Source organism: Microtetraspora sp. AC03309 (genome assembly GCF_020826795.1).
GTDB classification, from domain to species: domain Bacteria; phylum Actinomycetota; class Actinomycetes; order Streptosporangiales; family Streptosporangiaceae; genus Microtetraspora; species Microtetraspora glauca.
This window is the reverse complement of the sequence record NZ_JADDIL010000002.1, coordinates 133,077-159,211: the sequence shown is the minus strand read 5'-3', so window position 1 is coordinate 159,211 and position 26,135 is coordinate 133,077. Positions and strand designations below refer to the sequence as shown.

Sequence of the window (26,135 nt, the reverse complement as noted above, 5' to 3'; positions counted from 1 at the left end):
TCTTCACGCTCCGGTACCGGTCATCGCCTGGAGGGTACGGCCGCTTGGGTTCAGGCGCCCTGGCCGGGCGGCTGGGTGCCCTGCTCCGGCCAGGGCATCGGATACACCGCGGTCCCGTCAGGACCGGCCGCACCGGGGACCGCGCCACCAGGAACATCCGGGAGAGGGGCCGCACCGCCGGGGACGTCCGGGCGAGGGGCCGCCGCCGGGTCCGGCTCGTTCACCGCGAAGCTCCAGGCGTCCACCTGCTGGCCCTGTGGCGCCCCGTACGCCTGCTGGGCGCCATAACCCTGCTGCGGGTAACCCTGGGGCGCTCCGTAGCCCTGCTGTTGACCATAGCCCTGCTGCACGCCGTACGGCTGCTGAGCCGGGTACCCCTGCTGGCCGGGGTACGCCTGCTGAGCGGGGTACGCCTGCTGCACGCCGTAGCCCTGCTGCTGTGCGGCCATCGGGTAGCCCTGCGGGTAGCCGTACGGCTGCTCGCCCATGTAGGAGTAGCCGTAGGTCGGCGGGTATGCCACCGGGACGGGCACGAAGCCGACCATCGGCGCGTACGCCGGGCCCGCGGCGGCGAAGCCCGGCTGGGGCGCGCTCACCGGGCCTGCCTTCTTCACAGCCGCCGCGTGCGCCATCCGCCGCAGCCTGCCCTCGAAGACGAGCCAGCCGAACAGGGCGAGAAGCACCAGCAGCGCGGCCGGTACGGCGAGCTTGTGACTCAGCGTGACCTGGTCGAACTCGGGGGCCGCGTTGCGCAGCTCGTACGCCGCGCCATCAGGAGTCGGGTCCCCGAAGTCCGTCTGCGGGACGGACAACTCGGTCGGGCTGCTGCTCGCCTCCGGCAGGGAGACCTGGGGCTCGTCGTCCTCCGGCGTCGGCTCCGGCGTCGTCTCGACGGGGTCGGTGATCGGTGGAGCCGAGGTGGTCTCGATCGTGTTCGGCACGGGCGAGGGGGACGGCGAGGGGGTGGGCGACGGGCTGGGCGTCGGTGTGACGGTGACCGTCGCCGTCACCACCGGGCTGCCGGTCGGGCTCGGGGTCGATCCTCCCGGGGTCTCGGTGATCGTCACCGTGACCTCCGGCTGGCACGTCTGGCCGACGTCGCACGGCTCGATCTTGTCGTCCGCGCGCGCGGCGATGACGGGCACGGCGACCAGCACGGAAAGCGTGATGACCACAGCGGAGAGGGCGGCCCTCAGTCGTGCGCTTCCGCTCACTGCCGCCTCCGTCACATCCGCCTTTGACTAAAGCGGAATTCTACTTAGGCAAAAGGAACAGTAAAGACATCTTACGAGGAACCATTGAGCAAACCCTCGACGGCGCCGACAATCGGCAGGTCGGCGGGGAGCCAGGCGACGTCGTAAAACTCCCCGGGGCTCAGCCAGCGCAGGGCGAGGTGCTCCAGGGGCTCCGGAACGCCCGACGCGATGGTGGCGAGCCAAACCCGCAGGACGTAGCCGTTCGAGAGGGGCCATTCGCCGCCGACCCTGCGGCCGACGGCGATTTTGACGCCGAGTTCCTCGACGCATTCGCGTACGAGGGCGTCGTGGTCGCTCTCGCCCGGGTCGACCTTCCCGCCGGGAAACTCCCAGCCGCCCTTCAGCTCGGGCGGATCGGCCCGCTGCGCGGCCAGGAGTCTGCCATTCTCGATGATCGCTGCCCCGACGACGATGTTGTCCATGGTCCTTACGTTAGAGCGGCTCTTTTCAATTGCTCCAGCACATCCGCGTTCTGGAGGGGACGGGTGAACCCGACCAGATTCCCACGATCGGCATATGTGGTGACTTTGATGGGCCCGCATCGGGTGCAGCGGGCCTCGATCATCTTCCCGGCCGACACGATCATGCCGACGTGTCCCGGCCGGTCCGGCCCGGTGCCCGGCCCGGCGTTGAAGAACACGAGGTCTCCCGGCTGCTCGCTGCCCGGCTCGACGCGTTCGCCGAAGGGCCACTGGCCGAAGGTCGTGCGGGGGATCGTCAGGCCCGCGTTGCGGTAGGCCATGTAGATGATCCCGGAGCAGTCGAACGCGTCCGGCCCGGTCCCTCCCCACAGGTACGGCTTGCCGCGCTGGGCGAGGGCGTACTCCAGGATCTTCCGTACGACGTCACTCGGGGCGTCGGCCGTGTCGCAGGCGGGGTTGGGGGTGTCGATGCCGCCCGTGACGGCGTAGCGCCTGGCGATCGCCAGGACCTGGTCGACGTACCAGTCCGCGCGGTTGTAGACGAAGATCGCCCGTCTGAGGTCGTCGGGAGCACCGTTGCGCTTGAGCATCTTCGCCGCGGCCAGGATCGCGTCGGCGGGGTCGTAGACGTCGCCGTACCCGTCGCCGTCGCCGTCCGAGGCGTAGCCGTTGAACTCGGTCCCCATCTTGATCCTGGGCTTGCCTCCCCAGGTGCTGATCAGGAACTGCATGGGCCCGGCGGCGCCCGCGTAGTTGGTGCCGTCCCGCACCCCGGGGAGCTTGGACCTTCCGTGGTCGGTCTCTCGCTTGCCCACCGCCGCGAGCACGTTCCACTGGACGCCGATCTGCTCGCCGTACTTCTTGTACAGCTCCAGATAGTCGGAGGGGATGTCCTCGCGGGCGACGTCGGACAGGTCCGTGGCCGTGGCGGCCTCGGCGCAGTCCGCGCCGCCCAGGCCCCCGCCCAGCAGGATGGACGGCGAGGGCGTCATCAGCATGATCGAGCCGAAGAGCGTGAACGGGACCAGGACCGCGAGCGCGATGGCCAGCCCTCGCCAGGAGAGCCTCCCCGCCAGAGCCTTGGGCGGCATCACGGCGACGTGTCCCCGTCCTGGCCGGCGTCCGCGGGTTGCAGGTCGTACACCCGCCAGTCGGAGCCGACTTTGATCACGGTCACCGCGAACTCGTCACGCTGCTCCTTGTCGCCGCTCTTGGCGGTGATCTGCCGGACGGAGCCGACCACGAGTGTGACCATGTTGGCGGTCATGTCCCGGATGGACCTCACCGTCGCCGAGCAGCGCGACACGATCTCGTCGGACCGGTTGTGGTTCACCAGCGCGGGCGACGTCAGCGTGCGGGTCAGGTCCGCGCCGAACTCCACGGTCGAGAACCCCGCGAGCCGCTTCGCGAACGCCTCCGGGTCGTCGTCGTGCTTGAAGGTCCCGTACGACTCGGTGAAGCGGCGGGCGAGATCGGCCGCCGCCCCGAGCTCGGCCTTGGACAGCGGGAGATAGGAGTAGACGTCGAAGGTGGCGGGCGTGGTGGCGACCTGGCTCGGGACCTGGCTCGGGATGGTGGTCGGACCCCGGCCGGGCATCTGGCCCGCGGCCCTGGTCGGCCCGCCCGGATCCTGGCCGGACGCGTCGCCGCCCGACGGGCCCGCGGACGTGAGATAGACGCCGACGACGGCGAGGACGACCACGATCCCGGCGAAGGCGAGCCCCCGCCGGCCGTCCCTACCCTTCATGGTCATTCCTTGTCGGGGTTGGAGGGTTTCGCCCAGAAGGGACCGGGCGCGTCATCGGGGCTGCGCCCGCTGTCGCCTCGGCTCGACAACCACAGCGGGGGCGCGTCGGAGGACCGTGATCCGCTCGACCCGCCGAACAGGCCCCCTCCCGACGACCGGCCGCCGGAGCCGCCTCGGGAACTCGACCCACTCGAACCGCCCGAACCGCCGGAGCCGCGCGACCCGCCGGAACCGCCTCTGGGGGCCGACCCGCCGGACGAGCCCGTCCTGGCCGACCTGCGGCCACCCGACCCACCGGACCCGCCCGACCCGCCAGAGCCGCTCGACGGCCGCGAGGCCCAGCCGCCGGAACGGCCGCTGAACCAGCCGCCGCCCGACCCCGACCCCGAGCCGGAACCCGAGCCGGAGCTCGAACCCGACGACATGCGCACAGGCGTCGCCGGTCGGACACCGGAAAGGTTGAGCGGCGGTGCCGATCCCTGGCGCGGGACCGTGGTCGCCTTGCGCCGCCCCGGCCCCTGCGCGTCGGTCTCCAGCGGCACCGGCTGCCCCCCGGCCCTGACCCCGGAGGGAACCGCCGTGGCCGCCCCTTCCTCGCCGCGTACCTTGCCCTGCGCCACCGAGGAGGCGGCGACCGCCGCCGCGGTGCCCGCGGTGCCCGCCATCGCGGCGGCGCCGATGACCGGCTCGGCCTTGCGCAGGCCCCACCGTCCCACCCGGCTCGCCGCCACCGGAGGCAGCGCGTTCGCGGCACGCGAGAGGGTGGGCGCGCTGGCCGCGTCGCCGAGCATCCGGGTCGTGAGGGTGTGACCGTCCATCGAGGCGAACAGGTGCTGGAACGGCCGCCGGTAGAAGAACACCGCGATCGTCAGCAACGCCATGAACAGGATCTGCATGCTCCACGGCAGGTTCGTCGAAATGATCAACGAGTAGCCGTACACGAGCACGCCGAGCACCAGCGCCAGTACGGCCTGGCGGAGCAGCGTGCCGACGACCATCTCCACCCACCGCATCGCGATGATCCGCCCCGACCCGGGATGGACGCCGATCAGCAGGAAGACCGGCCCGAGGATCAACAGCAGCAGGAAGCCCACCTTGAGCGCCAGCAGGGACACCGCCACCAGGAAGATGAGCAGGCCCGCGACCATGGCCGCGATGAACGCGCCGATCGCGATGCCCAGCCGGCTGGTCCAGTCCTTCCCCTGGAAGAGGAAGAACACCGAGGTGTTCTCCAGGGGCTTGGCGATCTCCTCCTCGAAGCGCTTCTGGTGGGCGTCGGTGCCGGGCATCTGCCTGGCCGCCTGCTCCTCGCGGTCGATCGCCTGGAAGTCGAGCAGCTTGGGTGCCATGGTCTGCACGATCGGCGCGTTCGCGTCCGCCGTGCCGAACTCGCCCATCAGCCAGGGCTTGCACACCAGCGTGGACCAGAGCGCGTCGGCGTTCTGGTCCACCCCCGGCGTACCCGGCTGGGCGTACCCTCCGGCCTTGGGCTCCGCGTCACCGGCGTTCTTGGCGGGCAGGCAGGACGCGCCCCCGGCGCCGGGCAACCCGGAGAACGCCGAGTTGACGATCTCCCCAGTCTTGTCGGTCACCACCTTGCCGAGTCCGGTGAAGTCCCCGGGACGGCTGAAGAACCAGATCGCCACGGTCACCGCGAGGACCATCCAGATGACGCCCTCGGTGGTCGTCGTCGCCCGCTTGCGGATGAGTCCGTACCACGCGAGCCAGATCGCGCCGAGGATGACGATCGGCCGCAGGTACGGCCAGTACATCGCATTGGCGAGATTGGTGACGATGTCGTCGACCACGTCCTTGATGGGCTGGATCGGCCCCTCGGACGCCGCCGCCTGGTAGGTCGTGATCGTCAGGCGGTCGATCGCCTTGGCCCAGGAGAAGATCGCGTTCGCCCAGGAGTTTCCGAGCACGGCGGTCACGTCGGAGCAGCCCAGGTCGTAGGTGTGCCAGAACTGGCCGGCCATGCCGTACCTGGCGTAGTTGGTGGCCGGAGCCTGCTCGGCCGCGGCGGCCGGCTCCGCGCCCGCCCCGGCACTGGCGCCGGTCGCGGCGCCGGTGTCGCCGGTGTCCGGCGGCGGGGCCTTGACGAGACCGTCCACGCCGCCGTCGACGATCTCCGGAGCGAGGGCCGGGGAGAGATCACACGGGCCCGCGGCACTGGCCGTGCCGGAGAGCACCAGGGGCAGCGTCAGGAACGCCGCGAACACCACGAGAAGCAGGGCGAGCCTGCGCCGAGTACCAGAGCGAGCGCGACCGTTCACGCGCATTCTCAAGACCGCACCTCCTGCGCGACCCCTGACTTGTCGGCGCCCCCGCCAAGAAGATCATGCCTTTTCTCGTTCGGTTTGTCGTGGGTGGGATTCGTGTCGAGCCAGCGGAGCAGCTCCTCCGAGATGAGGTCCACCCCTATCCGGCCGGCCCGCCCGTCCAGATCCCGGAAGACGCACTCCCCGTTGCCCAGGGACCGCAGCACCGCCTTGTGCTCCTCCGACGCGTCGACCCCGAGGAGTTCCATCACGTGCTCGACCTCCACCCGCTCCGTGGAGCGGAACGCGAACACCGAAGAGAGACAGTTGGTCACCTGCTCGCTGAGCAGGTCACCGGCGTTCTGTGAGACCAGGACCAGTGCCGTGTTGCGGGATCGGCCCATCCGCGACACCTCGGGCACCAGCTTGGCCCCCTCGGGCGTGGAGGTGATCGCCCACGCCTCGTCCAGGAAGATCGCCTTGGGTGTACGGCGGTCCAGGCCGTTCATCAGCCGCCGGGCGAACTGGGACACCAGGTACAGCAGGGCCACGGAGAGCCGCTGTTCGTACGAGTAGTCGTCACGGGCGGTCGCGACGTCGGGCAGGGTCAGCCCGCCCAGGGTGAACACCGTCGTCCATCCCTCGGTGTCGATCTGGTCGCCGCCCGAGGGGTCGAAGCAGAGCTGCGCCAGATGCATCTCGGACATCGAGCGGAGCACCGCCCCGAGGTTCTTGGAGGCGGGGTCCTCGGACCGCTCCAGATGGTCGACGACCTTGCCCAGCGAGGGGTCCGGCTGGTTGGAGACCGCCGCCACCGCCTGGATCATGGCCGACTCCCGCTCCTCCGACATCCGCGGCAGCAGCAGCCGGAGGGTCTCCGTCGCCATGGTCTTCTTGGCCGCGATGTCGTCGCCGAACGAGAACGGGTCGAGCAGACCGGGCGCCGCCGACCCGAGCGGGATGATCCGCGCCCGGCGGCCGCGGTCCTCCAGCAGCCGCACCAGCGACTCGGCATCGCCCTTCGGGTCGATGACGGCGACGGTCACGCCGCGCAGCGCCATCTGATAGATCAGCAGCAGCGCGAGGGTGGTCTTGCCACCGCCCGGCTCCCCCGTGATCGCGATGGCCGTGGGGCGGTTCCTCGTCGCCGCGACCAGCGGGTCGAAGTGGACGATGCTGCGCGCCCGCCCCAAGGTCTCCCCGACGTACGGCCCGAGCCAGCCCGCGCCCGACTCGTCCACCCGGTCGCCCAGGTCGACGGTGGCGGTCGCCATCCCGCCCGCGATCGTGCGGAGCGGCTGCCGCTGGGCGTACGCGTTGACCCGCACCTTCTCGCCGGGCAGCGCCTCGCAGAACAGCGAGAACTGGTCGCCGGTGGAGTTCACCACGTCGATGCCGAGATCGCGGTAGTGCTCCACGATCGCCTCGACCCGCTGGACGCAGATCTCCTCGGTGGGGGCGCTCACGCTCAGCCGGTGCCAGCCGTACACGAAGGGGAGCCGTTCCTTGGTGATGCCGTGTTCCAGCATCCGGGCCGCGTCGATCTGCTCGGCCAGCGCGAGCGGCGCCTCCGCTCCCGCCTCACGGATGTGGATGTCCATGTCACGGGCGTGCGCCAGCTTCCTGGCCACGTCCTTGCTCGCCATCACCGGAGGGATCAGCCGCATCCTGCTGGAGATCTCCACCGGGAACGGCATCTGGTCGGCGAAGTGCAGCCACGGCTCGCCGTCCGGGAACGGCATCAGGTCGGGGAACCTGGCGAACGACAGATGCGCCGTGAACGAGTCGCCCGTCGGCTGCTCGATCCGCAGCAGGGAACGGCCGTTGTGGATCTGGCCCTCGACCAGGGACTCGATCTCGCCCTTGCCCCACCTGCGCCGCGGCGTGGCCGAGGGAGGCGGGTCGCCCAGCGCGCCGGACACCGCGTGCTGGAACAACCAGGCGATCTCGGTCGAGGTGGCGTGCCGGGCGTAGAGCGAGCTGGAGGCGAGCGCGCGCCCGAGCCGCTCGGCCTGCTCGGTCCACCGCTCGATCTCCCGATCGGGCACGTGGTCGTCTTCCATCCCGAGCGCCTTCTCGCTGCGCAGATAGAAGCCGAACAGCTGGGCCAGCGCCCCCGTCCCGAGCTGGGCCCCGCGCCGGCCGAGCCGTACGCCGAGGTAGATCTCCTTGCTCCAGAAGTCCTTCGCCCAGACGTGCCGGTACATCTCCTCCAGGTAGTCGCGCCAGCCCGACCCCTCGTCGGACGTGGCGTTCAGGGCCATGGCCCACTCCGCCGCCGGGTAGGTCCGGTGGGCGACCCGCAGGTGCACCTCGGCGTCGGGCATCCTGATCGCGGCGAGCGCGATCGTGATGTTCGTCGCCAGCGCCTCGCGCTCTTCGGGCGTGACGAACTCGTAGCTCACCGTCGGAAGCCGGAAGTACGCCCACGCCGAGGAGTCGGTGAGGAGGACACGATCGTCGAAGTACCGCACCGCGAGACGGCTGCGCGTTCTGCTCACAGGTCGCTCACCATGCGGACAGCCCGTCCCACTCGGGCCACTCCGCTCGCTCGTCGGGTTCGCGCCGCGCTCATAGGTCGCTCACCACTCCTCGATCACCATGCGGGCGGCCCGTCCCACTCGGGCCACTCCGCTCGCTCGTCGGGTTCGCTCGGCGCTCACTGCTCCCTCACCTGGCCACCTCCTGCTTGTGCTGGTTCGCCGCCAGCCCGCTCGCGATCACACCCGCCAGCGCCACGTACGCCCTACGCCCCCCGGGCCGGAGGCGAGCCGGATCGACCGGTCCCTGACGGGACAGCTCGTCCTCCCAGGGGATGCGAACGATGGCCCGGCAGCGTCCCCTGGCCACCGCCTCGGCCTGCTCCACGTCGGACGCGCTGCGCCTGCTCACGCCGTTCACGACCATGACCGCCCTGCGTCGCAGCTCGGAGCAGCCGTGGCCGTCCAGCCACTCGTACGTCATGGCCACCGCGTCCGGCGCGTCCTCGCTGGCCGGGGCCACCAGCACGAGCTGGTCGGCGTACGGCAGGAGCCGCGCGGCCAGCGCGGCCGCCGGGTCCACGACGATCAGCCGGTAGTGGCGGTCCAGCGCCGAGAGCATCCGCGGCCATCCGGCTTCGAGGCGCTGCGCCGCTCCGGCGTCGGAGTCCGCGCCGACCACTTCCAGCCCCGAGTCGCAGCGTGTCGTGTACGACCGCATGCCGAGGTAGCCGCTCACCCCTCCGGAGCCCGCGAGCAACGAGCTCAGCGTCTCTGGCGAGTCCGCCGTGATCCTCGTGGTGAGCGTCTGGGCTCCCGTGCTCGCGTCCAGGGCGAGCACCCGGTCGTCGCGGTATTTGGCGAAGGTGTGGCCCAGCATGAGCGTCGTCGTCGTCTGTCCCGCGCCGCCGGTGCAACCGAGGACCAGGATCCGCCTGCTTCCTGTGAGCACACTGCGGGCCCGCGCCTCGTCGATCTCCATCCCGTCGGTACGGCCTCCGCCGCCGCCCACGACGACCTGCGCGATCCTGCGCCACCCGCCCGAGGTGTCCCTGCCGACCACCGACTCGACCCGGCGTACCTTGGGCTCGTCGCCCGGCGCCACCGCCCTGATCGAGACAGGCACCGGCGGGGCGTCCGCCGGTGCCCTGACCGGCTCGCGGACAGGTTCCCTGACGTGCCCCTTGGCAGACTCACCGACCTGCTCACGAACAGGTTCGCGGGCCGGCTCCCTGACGTGCTCCTTGGGAGATTCGCCGACCCGCGCACGAACAGACTCGCGGACCGGCTCGCGAGCAGGCTCCCTGACGGGTTCGCTGGCGGGCCCGCTGATGAGCTCGCCGGCGGATTCTTCGCTGGCGAGCTCCCTGACGGGTCCGCTGACGGATTCGCTGGCGGTCTCGCTGGCGGTCTCGCTGACGAGCTCGCTGGCGGATTCTCTGGCGGGCTCGCTGACCGGCTCACGAAGGGCCTCGGAGCCGCCCACCGGCCGCGCCGCCCTCTTGCTCGCGATCTCCACCCGCGCCCGCGTCGTCGGCTCGACGGCAGGCGCTGTCGCGGTCTCCTCGGCCGCCTGCCCCACCGGCTCCCGCACCGGCTCCCGCGCGGGCTCCGCTCGCCGCTCGGCGAGCCGCGTCACCGGTTCCGGCGCGGGCCGCACCGCCGGTTCCTCGTCGGCCTGCGTCCGCGGCTCGTGCTCGGACTCCCATGCTTCTCCGGCCACGGCCTCCAGGCGGGCGTGTCTCGGTGGCTCGTGCGCGGCATCCCACGGCTCTTCCCAAACGGGCTCCGCGCGAGCGTGCCGCGGGGCCTCATGCGCGGGCCGTTCCGCCTCGGATCCACCGCTGACGGGGTTGTCAGGAGCGGAACCGCCAGACGCGGAGAGCGCGGACGCCGAACCGCCAGACACCGGACCGCCGGAAGCGGGACCGTCACTCGCCCGAGCACCGGAAGCAGAACCGTCGGTGGTGTGGCCGTCCGTGGTGGGCGTCGCCGTCGAGGACCAGACCTTCTGTGGGAGACGGGGTGAGGCGCCCTCGGAGGCCTCCCTCTCCGGAACGGCGCCACGCTCGGCGCCGTGCGTCCGTGGCTCGGCGGCCGGCAGGCCCAGCTCCCGCACGGGCTGCTCCCGTACGCGGCGCTCCCGCTCCCGCTCCCCCGTACCGTCCTGGGCGGATGCGGCCAGCCTGCGCAGCTTGCGCAGCGCGTCGGGGCCGATGGGCGGCACGGCGGGCTCGCCGTATCCGGCGGCTCCGGCGGCTCCGGCGACCGTCCGATCGCCTCTGGGAAGCGCGCGGTCGGCGGCGGGCCGCGCGGCGGCGCCCGTCGTGCCCCCCCGGGCCGCGGCGGGCACGGACCCGACCCCCAGCACGGGCGCGGACCCGGCGCCCTGGGCGGTCGCGGAGGTTGCACCCGGGGCGGGCAGGGGCATGGGCGGGGGCACGGCAACGGGTTCCGCGACGGCGGGGACCGCGACGGCCCCCTTCGCCGCGGCGGCGACCGCCGGCCGCACGGTGGAGGCGGCGGCACGCCGCTGCCGGCTCCTGGCCTTGCCCTTCACCGCGGGAGCGGATCGCCAGACCCGCACGGTGAGGGTGATCTCGTCCGGCTCGCTGACCGGCGCCATGCGGCACCAGGTACGGGGCTCGGCCAGATAGCGCACCTGCGACTGGAGCAGTTCGGTGAGCCGCTTGCCCTCGATCACGGGCCGGGTCGAGAGCCAGGTCACGATCCCGGGAGGGACCAGATAGACCACGTGCCAGGGCGCGTCGAACGGAAGCCCGACGAAGAAGAGGAACGTCCACCACGGGACGAGGACGCCCACGAACACACCGATCCAGACGATGGGAAGCGGTGTCGGCAGCTTCAGGTCGTACAGCTTGTAGAGCCGCTTCTCAATTCGCCAAATATTGGTATATGTGGGCAGATCCACCCGATCCTCCTCTCTGCCTGATCACTTGATGCCGAGCGCCCCCGCGATCGCCTTCGCCGTCACCTCGATGATGTTGGGCACGTAGAAGATCACGCCGATCGCGATCGCCAGAATGATGAACTGCATGAATCTGGTGATCTCTCGAGTGAAGAGGAAGAAGAGCGCGACCACGGAGACCACGACCAAGAAGAGCGGGGCGAAGAACTTGCGCAGGAAGTCCGCCAGCCCCTCGGTGTTGATCCCCGTGGCAGGTGGAGTCGATGGATCGAACGCGATCTCCACAATGGTTTTCAGAATCAATTCACGCCCTCCCGGGGTATGGATCAGCGGCGTCGTGTCCGGTCATGCGCTACCCCACGGGGCGGCTCGCGCCCTGGACTGCCTCGACGAACCATTTGCCGCCCTGCTTCTCCACGGTGAGCCGGTAGGCCTGCTCCAGCCCGGCCGGCTGCGACGCCGGATCGTCCGTACGCGGGGTGGCGGCGGCCCCGCCCGACGACACGGCCCACACGACGACCGCGGTGACCTCCCTGGTGCTCTCCGCGCCCGCCGGGACCACGACGTCCTTGAGCTGGGCGAGCGTCAGCGCTCCGTCGAAGCCCTCGATGGTCACGCCGTTCGCGACGTACCGCTGCAGGTCGACCTGGTCCCCCGCCGCGTACGCCTTGAAGAAGCCCTCCAGCTGGGGGCGCAGCTCCGCCTCGGTCGCGGAGTCGCGGTCGGGCTCGGCCAGCTGCGGCAGCCCCGCCGGGTCGGGTGCGGGCAGCAGTCCCGGCTGCGCGGACACGACGAACCTGGACCCGTCGAAATAGACCGGCACGGAAAGCAGGCCGCGCTTGCTGCCCGCCTGGTATGTCACGGTGACGACGGCGTTGCCCGCGTCGCGCACGTTGATGCCCGCGAACTGGAAGGCACCGGCGGACATCCGGCCGTATCCATTCCAGCCGAACTGCTCCTGGGCGCCCTCGGGCAGAAACGCCTTCAATCGTTCCGCTCTTTGTTGCGGATTAGACGCGTCGAAATTCAGATAGACCGCCGCGAACTGATTGGCAAATGCCGCGGCCTGTGTCACCGGAAAACCGGAATCGCTCGGCTCGGGTGTCGCCCCGGTCGAGGTGCTCTCCTGGGTGAACCGTTCGAACGGCGCCCGCACCCCGTTGACGACGATGACGATGATCAACGCCCACAGGATCGCGCGGCCGGTCCAGACGAGCCAGCGGCCCCCGCCACCGCTCCAACCCCCGCGTCTGCGGGCACTCCCGCTCGAGACCGACACCCGTTCAGGGCCCTGCGGAGGGTACGACTCGGGGTCGCCAGCGATCCGAGGATCCGGCTGGACGGTTGACCTGCGAGCCATCACGCCTCCGCTCGCGCCGATCCCCCCGGCTGGCGCGGTGTCGTCTTACTCTCGATCCGGTTATCCGCATTGAAGTTTTCACCCTAGCGGTCGGGCCAATTGTTCCAGGAAAGCCACGCCCATGGTGCAAGCATCGCCGCGACCGAGCAAACCGGGTCTCATCCCGGCCCCACGCCCCATGCCTATCCGTTCTGCCGGAAAGGCACGTTACGCCTGGCCAGCGGCACCATCGATTACCTAACCGCCAGGTATTGCTGTCCTCGCAGCTCAGAGACGTAACGGGGCGGCGATCAGACGTTGAAGCGGAACTCCACGACGTCGCCGTCACGCATGACGTACTCCTTGCCCTCGATCCTGGCCTTGCCGGCGGCGCGCGCCGCGGTCATCGACCCGGCCTCGACCAGCTCGTCGAACGAGATGACCTCGGCCTTGATGAAGCCGCGCTGGAAGTCGGTGTGGATCACACCGGCGGCCTCGGGGGCGGTGGCGCCCTTGCGGATCGTCCAGGCGCGGGTCTCCTTGGGCCCGGCCGTGAGGTACGTCTGCAGCCCGAGCGTCTCGAAACCGACCCGGGCGAGCTGGGACAGGCCGGACTCCTCCTGGCCCACGGACTGCAGCAGCTCCAGGGCCTCCTCGTCCGGCAGCTCGACCAGCTCGGACTCGATCTTGGCGTCCAGGAACACGGCCTCGGCGGGCGCGACGATCGCGGACAGCCGCGCCCGCAGGTCCTCGTCCACCAGCTCGTCCGCGTCGAGGTTGAAGACGTAAAGGAACGGCTTGGCGGTGAGGAGGTGCAGCTCACGCAGGTCGGCGGGGTCGATGCCCGCCGCCTTGGCCCCGGCGTACAGGGTGGTCCCTGAGTCGAGCAGCTTGGCCGCGGCCTCGGCGGCGTCCAGCTGGGCCTTGCGGTCCTTGTTGGTCCTGGCCTCCTTCTGGAGGCGGGGCAGCGCCTTCTCGATGGTCTGCAGGTCGGCGAGGATCAGCTCGGTGTTGATCGTCTCGATGTCGCGCTCGGGCGCGACGTCGCCGTCGACGTGCGTGACGTCGGGGTCGGAGAACACCCGGATCACCTGGCAGATCGCGTCGGTCTCGCGGATGTTGGCGAGGAACTGGTTACCCCGGCCCTGACCCTCGGACGCCCCCTTGACGAGTCCGGCGATGTCGACGAACTCGACCTTCGCCGGCAGGATGCGCGCCGAGCCGTAGATCTCGGCCAGCTTGGCGAGACGCGGGTCGGGCACGCCGACGATGCCCACGTTGGGCTCGATCGTGGCGAAGGGGTAGTTCGCCGCCAGTGCGTTGCCGCTCTTGGTCAGCGCGTTGAAGAGGGTGGACTTGCCGACGTTGGGCAGGCCGACGATGCCGATGCTCAGGCTCACGTAGGCCGAGTTTACGGGCCGCCACGGGTTGCTCCGACACCAGACAGGCAGATCACCTCGGTTCCGCGCAGGGACCGGAGGTAGTGGTCGGAGCCCTCCGCGCACCGGGTCGGGGACTCGACCCGGCCGGTGACCCTCGCCCACGCCCGATCGGACCCGCACGCGACCTTCACCAGCAGTCGGACCGAGGTCGGGAGGGCCGGACGCTCGACGCAGTCCCCCGCCGCGACGACCCGGCCGTCCTTGCCGAGGCAGGCCATCTGCCCTCCCTTGAGAGGAAGGGCCTCGATCGTCCCCAGCGGGCACTGCCTGGCCGTCTCGGTGACTCCTGTGACCCGGCCGTACCAGTCGCCTTCGGCGCACGGCCGCTCCCCGCCGCGCATCGCGACGCAGTCACCCGCGCGCAGCACGCCGCCGCCGTTCCCCGCGTCCCCGGGGTGACGGCCTCCCACATTGCGGACGCAGGCGGTACGGCCGGAGCCGAGGGAGACGAACTCGTCGGTGTCGGACGGGCAGTGAGGCGGACGTGCGGTGATCCGGCTCACCCGGCCTGTGGCCTGGTCGCAGAGCACGAGCCCGACCGCGGTGCCGGTCCGCCGCACGCACGCGCCGTCGGCCCAGGCCAGCGGCGCCGGGGCGGGCGATGCGGCCTCCCGGCCGGAAGCGACGACGGCGCCCAGCCCCACGACGAGCGCGATCACAACCCCGGCCGTTATCCCGGCTATCTGGGGGCGCAAGCCGTACGTAGTCACAACACGACTCTGGGTGATGAGCGCTGTTCGCACAAGCCGAACGCGATGCCGGGGCTCCCTACGCCGAGGGCCGGGTCACGGGGATCCCGCACCGCCGGACCGGCATGGCAGGCGGGAGGACACCCGCGCGCCTCCCCCTCCCGAGCCGGATTGCCTGGGATCATCCCGAACCGTGGATGTCGTGGCTCTCCTCCTGCAGCTTGCCGTAGGTATCGCCGTAGGGCTCCTGATCGGGTTCCTGCTGGCACGGGCCAGAATCTCCGAAGCGGAGGCGAGAAGAAGGGCGGCCGAGGACAAGATCGCCTACGTCGAGGGGCAGCTCGCGGAACGGTTCCAGGCCATCAGCGCCCGCGCCCTCGATCTCAACAACCTGCGCTTCCTCGAACTCGCGGAGAACCGGCTGAACACCACCAGGGCCGAGGCCACGGGCGACCTCGACCAGCGCAGACAGGCCGTCGAGAACCTGGTCGGGCCGCTCAGGGACACGCTCGCGAAGGTCGAGAACCAGCTGCGCGAGAGCGAGCTCGGCGCCCGCGCCGCCCGCGCCGAGCTGGGCAAGCAGATGGAGTTCGTACGGCAGAGCTCCGAGCAGCTCAGGAGCCAGACGACCGCACTGGTCCGGGCACTCCAGCGGCCCGAGGCACGGGGCCGCTGGGGCGAGCTGCAGCTCCGCAGGGTCGCCGAGATCGCCGGCATGGCACGCTTCTGCGACTTCGACGAGCAGGTCAGCGCGGCCACCCCCGACGGTCTCGTCCGCCCCGACATGGTCGTACGGCTCAGCGGAGGCAAGAACATCATCGTGGACTCGAAGGTGTCGCTGGCCGCGTACCTGGAGGCGGCGGAGGCGGGCGACCCGGATCTGGCCTCGGCGCGGCTCGACGCGCACGCGCGTCACCTGCGCGACCACGTGGACCGGCTGGCCGCCAAGGCCTACTGGCAGGCGTTCAGCCCCGCGCCGGAGTTCATGGTCCTGTTCATCCCCGGGGAGGCGTTCCTCGCCCCGGCACTCGAACGGGACCCCGGCCTGCTGGAGTACGCCATGAACAGGCGGGTGCACATCGCCACGCCGACCACGCTGATCACGATGTTGCGCACCGCCCAGTACGCCTGGCAGCAGGCGGCGCTCAGCGAGAACGCGCGGGCCGTCTTCGACCTGGGCAAGGAGCTCCACGACCGGCTCGGCGGGCTGAGCCGGCACATCGACGGCCTCGGACGGGCGCTGTCCCGGACCGTCACCGCGTACAACAGGACGGTCGGCTCGCTGGAGAGCCGCGTGCTGGTGAGCGCAAGGAAGATGAGCGACCTCGGCCTCACGGACACCGCGCTGGAGAGCCCGGCCATGGTCGAGGAACCGCCCCGCCTGCCCGCCGTTCCGGAATTGGGGGACGAAGAGCGCGTAAGCGCCTCTCCTGTTCCTGGCCAGAACGGTAAGTTGGCGCGAGACTCGTCGTAAAGGGGGACACGATGAGAGGCACCGATCAGACAAAGCTCAGGTTGACGGCCCGGGGAGCCATCACCCTGCTCCTCGTCGTCACGTTGCTCGGCCAGATCGTCAAGCCCGGACCGGCGTTCGTCGTGGGCTGTGTCGCGGCCGTCCTGCTGGTCCAGCCGCGTGACCTGCTCCCCCTCGTCGTCACGCCGCCGCTGGTCTTCTTCGCGACGGCGGTGTTCGTCGAGTTCGTCCGGTCGCTGAAGGCCGCCTCGATGCTCCAGGCGCTGGGGCTGGGGCTGTTCACCTCGCTGTCGTCCGCCGCGCCGTGGCTGTTCGGCGGATCGGCGGTCGTGCTCGGGATCGCCTGGTGGCGCGGCCTCCCGCAGAACATGCGCGACCTGCGGGAGAACCTGGCCACCCGCGCGGAGGTGCCCCGCCCCCGGCGCGGCGACACCACTTTCGATCCTGAGCCCGAGGGCTATTTCGAGCCCCGCGTGTACGGCGAGGCCCGCGACTGACCCTCAGAGGCCGCACGCGGGCCGTCAGCTGTCGTACGTGGTCGTCAGTGGTCGGGCGCGAGGCTACGGTGAGCACGCGGAATGCGCCTTTCCGACGGCACCGCGACGCCGGAGCGTGAGAGCCTCAGCGGATACGGAAGGGCCCCATTCCGCACAGGTTCCAGGCGGTGCTCGGTGAACGGGAGAGCGACAGTGGCGACGAGCGGCGGCGACTTCGAAGGCCCGTCCGTTGACCTGCTGACCGAGGCCGCCGCGGCCTTCGGGCTGCTGGCCTCGCCCGCGCGCCTGCAGATCGTCTGGGCCTTGTCCCAGGGCGAAAGCGATGTGAGCGGGCTCGCCGAGCGTGTGGGCGGCGCGCTGCCCGCGGTGAGCCAGCATCTGACCAAGTTGAAGCTGGCGGGGCTGGTGCGGTCGCGGCGCGAGGGGCGCCGGGTCGTCTACCTGATCCACGATCAGGACGTTGTGACCATGGTCCGGTGGCTGGTCGGGCGGCTGGCCGACCGCGGGGAGGCGTCGAGGCACGTCCGTGGTCTGGGCGCCTGAGTCCCTGCCCGACGCCGGCCGGCGCGGCGGTCCCGAGGCTGACGGCGGGCCGCCGGACCACGTCTCCATCGCCGACGTGGCCGGGCTCACCTCGCTGGAGGTGCTGCGGCTGATGCGAAGCGGACCGCGCGGTCTGCTGGAGGCGCACGCCGAGGACCGCCTGCTGCGGTACGGCGAGAACGCGGTGGCGCCGCGGAGCCCGGCCTCCTGGCTGCGGCGTCTCGCGCGCAGCCTGCGCGATCCGTTCGCCATGGTGCTGCTGTGCCTCGGGCTGGTGTCCGCGGCCATCGCGTCGTGGGGTACCGCCTGCGTGGTGCTGGTACTCGTGGTCGTCAGCTGCGTGCTGCGCTCCGGCGGGGAGTACCGCGCCGACCGGTCCATGGCCGCGCTCCGTGAGCTGGTCGCCACCACCGCGACGGTGCGGCGCCGGGCGGACGAGACCGCGGCGCCGGTGTCGCGGGAGATCCCCGTCGACCATCTCGTACCCGGCGACGTGATCGGTCTGGGTCCGGGTGATCTGGTCCCCGCGGACGTGCGGCTGCTGCGATCGAGCGGTCTCACCGTTCATCAGGCGGCGCTCACCGGTGAGTCCCATCCCGTCGCCAAGCACGCGGTCGACGTGCCCGCCGACGCGGAGACGGACCTGTTCGACCGGCCCTATCTGTGCTTCCACGGCAGCAGCGTGGCGTCCGGCAGCGGCTTCGCGGTCGTCGTGGCGACCGGCACGGGTACCCGGTTCGCCGGTGCGCATCGGGGAGGCATGCGAGATCGCGGGCCGTCCTCGTTCGACCGCTCGGTGAACGGGATCTCCTGGTTGCTCATCCGGTTCATGCTGCTGATCCCGCCGGTCGTGCTCCTGACGAACGCCGCGTTGCGGGGGCGCGGGCTGGAGGCGCTGCCGTTCGCCATCGCGGTGGCCGTCGGGCTGACACCCGAGATGCTGCCCGTGATCGTCACCACGGCGCTGGCCCGGGGCTCGGCCGTCCTCGCGCGAAGCCACGGGGTGATCGTGAAGCGGCTGCCCGCACTGCACGATCTCGGCGCGGTGGACGTGCTCTTCACCGACAAGACCGGCACTCTCACCCAGGATCTGCCCGTCCTCGACTGCTCCCTCGGCCCGGACGGCCGGCACGATCCGGATGTCCTCCGCTGGGCGGCCGTCAACAGCCTGTGGACGCTCCAGCTCGCCGATCTCCCCAACCCGGACGCCCTCGACGAGGCCATCCTCGACGCCGCCGAGCGGCTCGGGGGCACCCTGCCCGCGTCCGACGGCGTTGCCGCGCTGCCCTTCGACCCCGTGCGCCGCAGTTCCTGCGCGGTCGTCCAGAGCCCGGACCGCACGGCGGTGCACACTCTGGTGGTCAAGGGCGCCGCCGAGGACGTGCTGGATCGCTGCACCCTGGTGCGGGCCGGCGCCACGGAGGTGGAACTCGACGCCGCCGCCCGGGGCCGCATGCGCCGTTTCGCCGAGGAGAAGGCCGCGGAGGGCCTTCGGCTGCTCGCCGTCGGGCTCGCGGATCGCCCCGCGCGCCCCGGTTCGTACGGCCCCGGCGACGAGCACGATCTCACCTTTCTCGGCTTCGTCGGGCTCCGCGACACGCTCACACCGCATGCCGAGGACGCGCTGGCCGTCCTCGCCGGCCGCGGTGTCGCGGTGAAGGTCCTCACCGGCGATCATCCGGGCACCGCCGCCCGCGCCTGCCGCGATCTCGGCCTCGATCCGGGCACGGTCGTCGTCGCCGACCAGATCGACGGCCTCACCGACGCGGCCGTGGCCGAGCTCGCCATGCGGAGCACGGTCGTCGCACGATGCACCTCCGAGCACAAGGCGCGCATCGTCCGGGCGCTGCGCGCGGCCGGGCACACGACCGGATTTCTCGGCGACGGCGTCAACGACCTTCCCGCGCTGCGGGCCGCCGATGTCGGGATCTGCCCGAGTGACGCCGTGGACGTGACGCGGCAGACGGCCGACGTGGTTCTGGCGTCGAAGGACCTCACCGCCATCGATCACGCGATCATGGCCGGTCGCCGCAGCACCGGCAACATCGTCACCTATCTGCGGATCGTGCTCTCCTCCAACCTCGGCAACGTCATCGCGATGCTCGGGGCCGGACTGCTCCTGCCGTTCCTGCCGATGCTGCCGGCCCAGGTCCTGGTGCAGAACCTGTGCTTCGACGCCGCCCAGCTCGCGTTCGCCTTCGATCGGCCGGATCCCGCCGTGCTGCGGCGTCCCTCACGGCTGCGGCCACGCGACCTCACGCGTTTCATCGCCGCCTTCGGCCCGCTCAACGCGCTCGCCGACCTGGCCACCTTCGCGGTGCTGGCGTCGGCCGTGCCCTGGTCCGCCCAGGTGACCGGCCAGAGTGCCTTCCACTCCGGGTGGTTCGTCGAGAACCTGCTCACGCAGGGGGTGGCGATACTGGTGCTGCGCGGGCGGCGCCACGTTCCCCTCCCGCTCGGGATCGCCGTCTGCTTCCTCGCGATCGTGGGCGTACTGCTGCCGCTCTCGCCGCTCGCGCCGCTTCTGGGCATGACGACCCTCCCGTTCGCGTACTACCTGCTGGTCGCGATCGTCGTGCTGCTCTACGGCGTCGTACTCCGTGCCGCCACGGCGTTCTTCGAGCGTCGCCACGCGGATCGGCCGTAGTGCTCCGGCCCACGTCTCGCCACGATTCCCGCCGTAATCGGGTGGCCCCGCGTTCGCTCAGCCGTACGAGAGGTTGGAGCAGGCATCGTCCGCGGCGGAGCGGGCCCTGCCCGCGACGCTCGTCGGCAGCGCGACGGGCGTGGCGGCACCGGGGTCGGGCGTCCTCACGTACGACCGGCCCAGGATGACGGCGACCCCGGGATCGGTCACCCGCCGGAACGTCGCGCCGGCGAACATGCGCGCGACGGTCCTGGCGCGCTCCGCCTGGCCGGGGCCGTACTCGATCAGGGTGGCGGCGTGGTTCTGGGAGTCGGCGGTCGCGACGCGGGTGACCGTGAACCCGGCGGTCGTCAACCTGTCGGCCGCACGGGCGGCGAGACCGGTGACCGTGGTGCCGTTGTAGACGGTGACGCTGATCCCCGTGCCGGAGACCGCCGCCGCGGGTGTGGGGGACGGGAGGCCGGAGGGGCGCGCCTTGCCGCTGGCGTCCACACCGTCGATCGTGCGGTCCGCCCTGAGCGCCGCCCACAGGGCGTGGGCCTCGGATTGGACGATCGCGACCCGTGCCCCCTGATAGCGCCAGGGCAGGGTGACGAACTTGGTGTCGCGCAGGTCGATGTCCTTCATCGACATCGCGAACGACAACAGCTTGTCGGCCGACCCGAGACCGGGGTCGAAGGTCATCGACCCGGCGGCCGCCTCGACGAGCGGAAGCAGGGTGGCCGGGTTGAGCCCCTGCGCCTTCACCTTCCTGATCAGACTGGAGAGGAACGCCTGCTGCCTCTGGATGCGGCCGATGTCGGAGCCGTCGCCGATGCCGTGCCGGATGCGCACGTAGTTCAGTGCCTTGACGCCGGCCACGGTCTGGCGTCCCTTGGTGAACAGCAGCCTGCCGCGCGAGCCCAGGTTGGGGTCGAGGTCTCCCTCGTAGACGTCCTTGGGCAGGCAGACCCGCACGCCCCCGACCGCCCTGGTCATCGCGGAGAAGCCCTGGAAGTCGACCACGACGGTGTGATCGACGCGCAGGCCGGTCAGTTTCTCCACCGTGTTCTGCGTACAGGCCGGATTGCCCTTCGCGGTGAGCCCGAGGGTGAACGCCGTGTTGAACATGACGTTGCTCTGCGGCCTGGTCCACGTGCCGTCGGGCAGGCGGCACCGCGGAATGTCCACCAGGGTGTCGCGTGGGATCGACACGGCGACCGCGTGCTTCCTGTCGGCGTAGACGTGCAGCAGGAACGCGGTGTCGGAACGGCCCACGTCACCTTTGCCGCCGCCCAGCCTGCTGTTCTTTCCTGACCGCGAGTCCGACCCGATGACCAGGATGTTCTGGCCGGCGAAGGTCGCGGCGGGCCGCTGACGGTCGATCCCCTTCTCGTCGAAGGTGTTGATGCCCGCGTCGAGCCGCGAGTAGATCCATCCGGCTCCCACGACGAGCACGGCGAGGAGCGACGCCACCGTGACGAGGGTGATCAGCAGGATGCGCCGGCCGCGCGACGGCTTCCGGGCACCCCCACGCCGCCGTTCGGCCGGTGATCGCCGACTGTCCGTGGTGGGTGCCCTCATACCTATCGCTCCTGCGGGGAGAACGACCACAGAGCAGTCGTCGATTGTATAGTTGCGCAATCTAGCAAACTTGGCGCGCGGGTACGGATCACCGGATCTCGTGTCCCGGCGAAGACAGAACGGATGGGGGCGCGATGTTTCTGCGCAATGGCCTGGAGCCCGGGCATCTGCTGATCCTGGGGCTCGTGGTGATCCTGCTGTTCGGTTCCAAGAAATTGCCGGACACCGCCCGCGCGCTGGGCAAGTCACTGCGGATCTTCAAGAACGAGACCGCGGCGATGCGGAACGACGCCACGGCGCCCTCCGAGACGCCCTCCGAGACGCCCTCCGAGGCGCCTGACGCGACGACCGGCGTTCCGACCGATGCTCCGATGGCTGTGACGGCCGCCGCGGTGGCCGATTCTCCGGTCGGCACGGTGGCCGATGCTCCGGTCGGCGCGGCGCCGATGCCCTCCGCACAGCGGCAGGCGCCTCCCGGAACCCCGACGGCACCCGCGGCCGGTGAGCCGGGCCGTACGCGTACCGAGGGTGGGTCGTCGCGGGCCGATGACGTTCGCTAGTGCCGGGAGGGACGATGGCTTCCGGGCCGTCTTCCGGGAGGACGACGTGGTGCTGACGGACTTTCAGACCGAGGGAACGTGTCGAGGAGCGCACCGCTCAGCCGCCGTTCTCCTGTGGGCGCTGGTGTGGCTTCTCGAGGTTTACGGTCTCCTGGTGACCGGCTGACCAGAACCCTGCCCTCCGCTCGGCCGTCATGAGCTCGACGTCATGAGCTCGACGTCATGAGCTCGACGTCATGAGCTCGACGTCATGAGCTCGGCCGACGTGTGGCTCGGCCGTTTGCGGGCTTGGCGTCGTGGCGTCCAGGCCGGTCACCGGCGTGCGGAGCTGCGGAACACGCCGGCGCGGCTCTTCCTCCCGGCGGCCTGACGGGAACCGGGAGGCCGCCGGTGGATCACTCGCGCGGTGAGCGCGGACGTACCCGGGACGTGCCCGGGTACCTGGAACGGACCTAGGACGAGGCGCGCAGGTCCCGGCGGAGCTCGTGGGGAAGGGCGAACCGCATGCTCTCCTTCACGGACTCGACCTCCTCGACATCGGTGAAGCCATGCTCGGCGAGCCTTCGCAGGACACCGTCGACCAGTTCCTCGGGGACAGACGCGCCGCTCGTGACGCCGACCGTGGTCACGCCGTCGAGCCATTCGTCCTGGATGAAGGAGGCGTCGTCCACGAGGTAGGACGCGGCGGCGCCGTAGTCCTTTGCCACCTCGACCAGGCGCTTGGAGTTGGAGGAGTTCTCGGAGCCCACCACGATGACGAGCTGGGACTCGGCCGCGATCTGCTTGACCGCCGTCTGCCGGTTCGACGTGGCGTAGCAGATGTCGTCGCTCGGCGGGTCGATCAGGTTCGGGAAGCGCTCGCGCAGCCGGGCGACGGTCTCGTTGGTCTCGTCGACCGAGAGCGTCGTCTGGGAGAGCCAGACGACACGGTCGGGATCACGCACCGCGACCCCGCCGACGCCGTCGAGGCCGTCGACCAGCTGGATGTGCTCGGGAGCCTCGCCCGCCGTGCCCTCGACCTCCTCGTGGCCCTCATGGCCGATGAGCAGGATGTCGTAGTCCTTCGCCGCGAAGCGCTTGGCCTCGTTGTGCACCTTGGTGACCAGCGGGCAGGTGGCGTCGATGGTACGGAGCCTCCGCTCGGCGGCCTCGTCGTGCACGCTGGGCGCCACGCCGTGGGCGGAGAACACTACGATCGCCCCCTCGGGCACCTCCTCCGTCTCGTCGACGAAGATCGCGCCACGCGCCTCCAGCGTCCGGACCACGTGGGTGTTGTGGACGATCTGTTTGCGGACGTAGATGGGTGCGCCGTACTGGTCGAGCGCCTTCTCCACGGCCTCGACAGCTCGGTCCACTCCCGCGCAATAGCCGCGCGGCTTGGCAACCAGGACACGACGGGTCGCGGGGGTATATGGCTCCATGTTCCTATGCTATGTGGAGCGTCAGCCGCCTCTTGACCTCTCTCGCAACATCCGAACACGACTCCTCTGGAGCAGCGATGTCCCTCTTCCGAGCACTCACCAAGCCTCTCCGTAGCCTCTTCAAGAGAGGCGACGAGCTGAAGGACAAGGCCAAGGACCTGCCGGTGAACGCGCTGCAGACCACCCTCAGCGGGGTGGGACAGGCTCTGCTGATCGGCGACCAGGTCCGTTCCACGATCAAGCGCATCACCACGCCGGAGAGCGAGGAGGCCCCCGCGCCGGCGCCGACCGTGGCGGAACCGGCGGCGGAGGAGGAGCGGCCGGCCCGTCGCCAGCCCGTCATCTTCGCCCCGCGCCCGTCGGCCAAGGAGGAGCACGAGCCCAACGGTTCCAAGGCCGCCGAGGAGCCGGTGATCCTCTCCCCGGACAAGAAGGCCGAGTGGGAGGCCCCCGCGGTCGAGAAGCCCGTCGAGAAGCCCGCGCCCTCCGCCGCGGAACAGCCGGAGCCCCAGGTCGCCGCCCCGGAGAAGCCGGCCGCGGAGAAGCCGGCCGCGGAGAAGCCCGCTCCCAAGAAGCCCGCCGCGCAGGAGGAGGTCAAGCCGGAGGCCGAGAAGGCCGCCGTGGAGCAGCCCGCCGCCAAGCCCGAAGCCGAGAAGCCCGCCCCTGCGAAGCCGGCCGCGCAGAAGCCCGCTCCCAAGAAGCCGGCCGCGGAGAAGCCGGCCGCGGAGAAGCCCAAGACCGCGAAGCCGCGCACGAAGAAGGCCGCCGAGGCCGCGGCGGAGGCCGAGCCCACCGTGGCCCCGAAGGCGCGCGCCAAGAAGAAGGCGGCGCCCGAGGTCGAGGAGGCCGCCCTCGCCGAGCCGTACCCCGGCTACGCGGGGCTGACTCTGGCTTCGCTGCGTGCCCGCATGCGCGGCAAGTCGGCCGACCAGATTCGCGACCTGATCGCCTACGAGAAGGCGACGGAGGACCGGGAAGACGTGGTCCGCATGTACGAGACCCGCCTGGCCAAGATCGAAGCCGAGTCCTGATTTGAGCGCGAAGACCTCTCCTGAGGCGCCACTTCCGATCCGTTCGGTGCTCCAGATGGTCGCCCAGTGGATCGGGAGGCTGGGCACCGTCTGGGTCGAGGGGCAGATCACCGAGCTGACCGCCCGGGGCGGAACGATCTTCCTTACCCTGCGCGACCCGGTGGCCAACGTCTCGGCCCGGGTCACCTGCTCCCGGGGCGTGTACGAGGCGAGCCTGCCCAGGCCGGTCGACGGTGCCCGGGTCGTCATGCACGTCAAGCCCGACTTCTGGGTGAACAAGGGGTCCTTCGCCTTCACCGCGACCGAGATCCGGCCGGTCGGCGTCGGAGAGCTGCTGGCCCGGCTGGAACGGCTGCGTCGGCTCATCATCTCCGAGGGCCTGACGAACGCCGACCGCAAGCGGAGGCTGCCCTTCCTCCCCTCCACTATCGGCCTCGTCTGCGGCAGGGACTCGGCCGCCGAGCGTGACGTGATCGAGAACGCTCGCCGCCGCTGGCCCGCCGTGAGGTTCAAGGTGGAGGCGGTCGCCGTGCAGGGGCCGTACGCCGTGGGCGAGGTCACCGAGGCGCTGCGCAGGCTGGACGCGGACCGCGAGGTCGATGTGATCATCGTCACGCGGGGCGGGGGCTCGCTGGAGGACCTGCTGCCGTTCTCGGACGAGTCACTGGTGCGCGCGGTGGCGGCGTGCCGTACGCCCGTGGTCAGCGCGATCGGGCACGAGCAGGACAGCCCGCTGATCGACCTCGTGGCGGACGTGCGCGCCTCGACCCCGACGGACGCGGCCAAGAAGGTCGTGCCCGACGTCGGCGAGCAGCTCACGCTGGTGCGCCAGCTCAGGGATCGCGGTCGCCGCGTGCTGGGCGGCTGGCTCGATCGGGAGCTCTCCTGGCTCAGGTCGGTCCAGTCGCGGCCCTCACTCGCCGATCCGGTACGCGAGCTCGACCGCCGTGCCGAGCAGGTGGACGCGCTGCGCGAGCGGGCCCGTCGCTGCCTGGGTTCCTCGCTGGATCGCTCCGCGGACTCGCTGGAACACCTGCGCGCCCGCCTCGTCGCGCTGTCCCCGGCGGCGACGCTGGAGCGCGGCTACGCGATCGTCCAGCGCCCCACAGGCGAGGTCGTACGGCTCGCGGGCGAGGTCAAGCCGGGCGACGAACTGACCGTCCGTTTCCCCGACGACCGGGTCACGGTGACGGCGACGTCCACGTGAGACAGGGTTGACGCGCTCCCCAGCCTGAAGGACTGCCTGAAGGCTGGGGATTCAGCCCGTGCCGTGTCATGCGGCATCTCTGCGGCTTCGCTTCACCGGCCTGTGCCACCCGCAAGCGGTGGTCTTACCGGGTCTCCACAGGCTTCTGAGCCCACGGGCTCCGTTCCCGCCCACCCGGCGGTACCTGACCGGCTCACCGCACCGAACGCCGTCCGAGGCGGCGTACGGGTCCACGCGGGTGATGCCGGCGTCGAGCGCTCCCCCGGCGACGGCGGCGCGAACGGTCATGGCGCGGATTATCTCCACCTGTCGTACTCGGACTCTAAGGTTGGTGCGTGGCCGACGAGAAGACATCCCCAGAGAAGGCGTCCCCCGAGGAGAAGCCCCCCTCCTACGAGCGGGCCCGCGAGGAGCTGACCGAGGTGGTTCGGCGGCTGGAGACCGGCGGGCTCACCCTTGAGCAGTCCATCGAGCTGTGGGAGCGGGGCGAGAAGCTGGCCGCGATCTGCGAGGAGTGGCTTCAGGGCGCTCGGGTCAAGCTCGCGGCGGCCATGGCGGAGCGCCAGGAGCCCCAGGAGGAGACGCCGTTCTGAGCCGGGAGCGGCCGTGCTCTCACGCGGCTCAGGA

General features: G+C 70.9%; 21 protein-coding genes. 8 read left to right on the top strand and 13 right to left on the bottom strand.

The features are described 5' to 3' along the window. Positions 1 to 50: 50 nt before the first annotated feature. The 11 genes from IMZ11_RS01675 to IMZ11_RS01625 all read right to left on the bottom strand — a co-directional run bounded on the left by IMZ11_RS01675 (position 51) and on the right by IMZ11_RS01625 (position 14,586). Positions 51 to 1,214: a hypothetical protein gene (locus IMZ11_RS01675; RefSeq protein ID WP_228637015.1), complete on the bottom strand. Its 1,164-nt coding sequence runs from the start codon at positions 1,212 to 1,214 to the stop codon at positions 51 to 53. Between the two features lie 71 nt (positions 1,215 to 1,285). Further along, positions 1,286 to 1,678, bottom strand: coding sequence for a (deoxy)nucleoside triphosphate pyrophosphohydrolase (locus IMZ11_RS01670; protein WP_228637012.1), 393 nt, complete (start codon positions 1,676 to 1,678; stop codon positions 1,286 to 1,288). Positions 1,679 to 1,683: 5 nt separating this feature from the next. Further along, positions 1,684 to 2,769, bottom strand: coding sequence for a bifunctional lytic transglycosylase/C40 family peptidase (locus IMZ11_RS01665; protein WP_228637108.1), 1,086 nt, complete (start codon positions 2,767 to 2,769; stop codon positions 1,684 to 1,686). After that, positions 2,769 to 3,425, bottom strand: coding sequence for a hypothetical protein (locus tag IMZ11_RS01660; protein ID WP_228637009.1), 657 nt, complete (start codon positions 3,423 to 3,425; stop codon positions 2,769 to 2,771). The genes IMZ11_RS01665 and IMZ11_RS01660 overlap by 1 nt, the downstream gene beginning before the upstream one ends. A gap of 2 nt (positions 3,426 to 3,427) precedes the next feature. Continuing rightward, positions 3,428 to 5,707 (bottom strand): type IV secretion system protein, encoded by a 2,280-nt coding sequence (locus tag IMZ11_RS01655; protein WP_228637106.1) that lies wholly within the window; start codon positions 5,705 to 5,707, stop codon positions 3,428 to 3,430. Positions 5,708 to 5,709: 2 nt separating this feature from the next. Further along, a complete protein-coding gene (locus IMZ11_RS01650; RefSeq protein ID WP_228637007.1) occupies positions 5,710 to 8,187 on the bottom strand; it encodes an ATP-binding protein in 2,478 nt (825 codons plus the stop codon). Positions 8,188 to 8,356: 169 nt separating this feature from the next. After that, the gene (locus IMZ11_RS01645) at positions 8,357 to 11,098 is read right to left on the bottom strand and encodes a TcpE family conjugal transfer membrane protein (protein ID WP_228637004.1); all 2,742 of its coding nucleotides are present in this window, start codon (positions 11,096 to 11,098) and stop codon (positions 8,357 to 8,359) included. Positions 11,099 to 11,119: 21 nt separating this feature from the next. Further along, complete coding sequence (locus tag IMZ11_RS01640; RefSeq protein WP_228637104.1) at positions 11,120 to 11,392, bottom strand: hypothetical protein; 273 nt, start codon at positions 11,390 to 11,392, stop codon at positions 11,120 to 11,122. A 55-nt stretch (positions 11,393 to 11,447) separates the two neighbouring features. Further along, the gene (locus tag IMZ11_RS01635; RefSeq protein WP_228637001.1) at positions 11,448 to 12,278 is read right to left on the bottom strand and encodes a conjugal transfer protein; all 831 of its coding nucleotides are present in this window, start codon (positions 12,276 to 12,278) and stop codon (positions 11,448 to 11,450) included. A gap of 467 nt (positions 12,279 to 12,745) precedes the next feature. Beyond that, positions 12,746 to 13,834: a redox-regulated ATPase YchF gene (gene ychF / locus IMZ11_RS01630; protein ID WP_061258336.1), complete on the bottom strand. Its 1,089-nt coding sequence runs from the start codon at positions 13,832 to 13,834 to the stop codon at positions 12,746 to 12,748. Between the two features lie 11 nt (positions 13,835 to 13,845). Then, the gene (locus IMZ11_RS01625; RefSeq protein WP_228636998.1) at positions 13,846 to 14,586 is read right to left on the bottom strand and encodes a hypothetical protein; all 741 of its coding nucleotides are present in this window, start codon (positions 14,584 to 14,586) and stop codon (positions 13,846 to 13,848) included. A 172-nt stretch (positions 14,587 to 14,758) separates the two neighbouring features. Between IMZ11_RS01625 and IMZ11_RS01620 the strand changes: the two genes are divergently transcribed. From IMZ11_RS01620 to mgtA, 4 genes are all read left to right on the top strand, one after another. After that, positions 14,759 to 16,039 (top strand): DNA recombination protein RmuC, encoded by a 1,281-nt coding sequence (locus tag IMZ11_RS01620; RefSeq protein ID WP_228636995.1) that lies wholly within the window; start codon positions 14,759 to 14,761, stop codon positions 16,037 to 16,039. 11 nt (positions 16,040 to 16,050) lie between these two features. Continuing rightward, the gene (locus IMZ11_RS01615; protein WP_228636993.1) at positions 16,051 to 16,536 is read left to right on the top strand and encodes a DUF6542 domain-containing protein; all 486 of its coding nucleotides are present in this window, start codon (positions 16,051 to 16,053) and stop codon (positions 16,534 to 16,536) included. 192 nt (positions 16,537 to 16,728) lie between these two features. Continuing rightward, the gene (locus IMZ11_RS01610; RefSeq protein ID WP_061258332.1) at positions 16,729 to 17,079 is read left to right on the top strand and encodes a metalloregulator ArsR/SmtB family transcription factor; all 351 of its coding nucleotides are present in this window, start codon (positions 16,729 to 16,731) and stop codon (positions 17,077 to 17,079) included. Then, on the top strand, positions 17,063 to 19,726 hold the full coding sequence (gene mgtA, locus IMZ11_RS01605) for a magnesium-translocating P-type ATPase (RefSeq protein ID WP_228636990.1): 2,664 nt from the start codon (positions 17,063 to 17,065) through the stop codon (positions 19,724 to 19,726). The genes IMZ11_RS01610 and mgtA overlap by 17 nt, the downstream gene beginning before the upstream one ends. 57 nt (positions 19,727 to 19,783) lie before the next feature. Here the strand turns inward: mgtA and IMZ11_RS01600 are convergent, their stop codons facing one another. Next, positions 19,784 to 21,289 carry an LCP family protein gene (locus IMZ11_RS01600; RefSeq protein WP_228636987.1) on the bottom strand — a complete coding sequence of 502 codons (1,506 nt, stop codon included), beginning with the start codon at positions 21,287 to 21,289 and terminating at the stop codon, positions 19,784 to 19,786. A gap of 134 nt (positions 21,290 to 21,423) precedes the next feature. Between IMZ11_RS01600 and tatA the strand changes: the two genes are divergently transcribed. Next, positions 21,424 to 21,849, top strand: coding sequence for a Sec-independent protein translocase subunit TatA (tatA, locus tag IMZ11_RS01595; RefSeq protein WP_228636984.1), 426 nt, complete (start codon positions 21,424 to 21,426; stop codon positions 21,847 to 21,849). 452 nt (positions 21,850 to 22,301) lie between these two features. On the opposite strand, the gene IMZ11_RS01590 is transcribed toward tatA, so the two are convergent. Beyond that, positions 22,302 to 23,270, bottom strand: a complete 969-nt coding sequence (locus tag IMZ11_RS01590) for a 4-hydroxy-3-methylbut-2-enyl diphosphate reductase (RefSeq protein ID WP_228636981.1) — start codon at positions 23,268 to 23,270, stop codon at positions 22,302 to 22,304. A gap of 77 nt (positions 23,271 to 23,347) precedes the next feature. On the opposite strand from IMZ11_RS01590, the gene IMZ11_RS01585 reads away from it, so the two are divergent. The 3 genes from IMZ11_RS01585 (at position 23,348) to IMZ11_RS01575 (ending at position 26,101) form a co-directional block, all read left to right on the top strand. After that, positions 23,348 to 24,301 carry a hypothetical protein gene (locus tag IMZ11_RS01585; protein WP_228636978.1) on the top strand — a complete coding sequence of 318 codons (954 nt, stop codon included), beginning with the start codon at positions 23,348 to 23,350 and terminating at the stop codon, positions 24,299 to 24,301. 1 nt (position 24,302) lies between these two features. Then, complete coding sequence (xseA, locus tag IMZ11_RS01580) at positions 24,303 to 25,508, top strand: exodeoxyribonuclease VII large subunit (protein ID WP_228636975.1); 1,206 nt, start codon at positions 24,303 to 24,305, stop codon at positions 25,506 to 25,508. A 335-nt stretch (positions 25,509 to 25,843) separates the two neighbouring features. Then, positions 25,844 to 26,101, top strand: coding sequence for an exodeoxyribonuclease VII small subunit (locus IMZ11_RS01575; RefSeq protein WP_061258320.1), 258 nt, complete (start codon positions 25,844 to 25,846; stop codon positions 26,099 to 26,101). Positions 26,102 to 26,135: the final 34 nt, after the last annotated feature.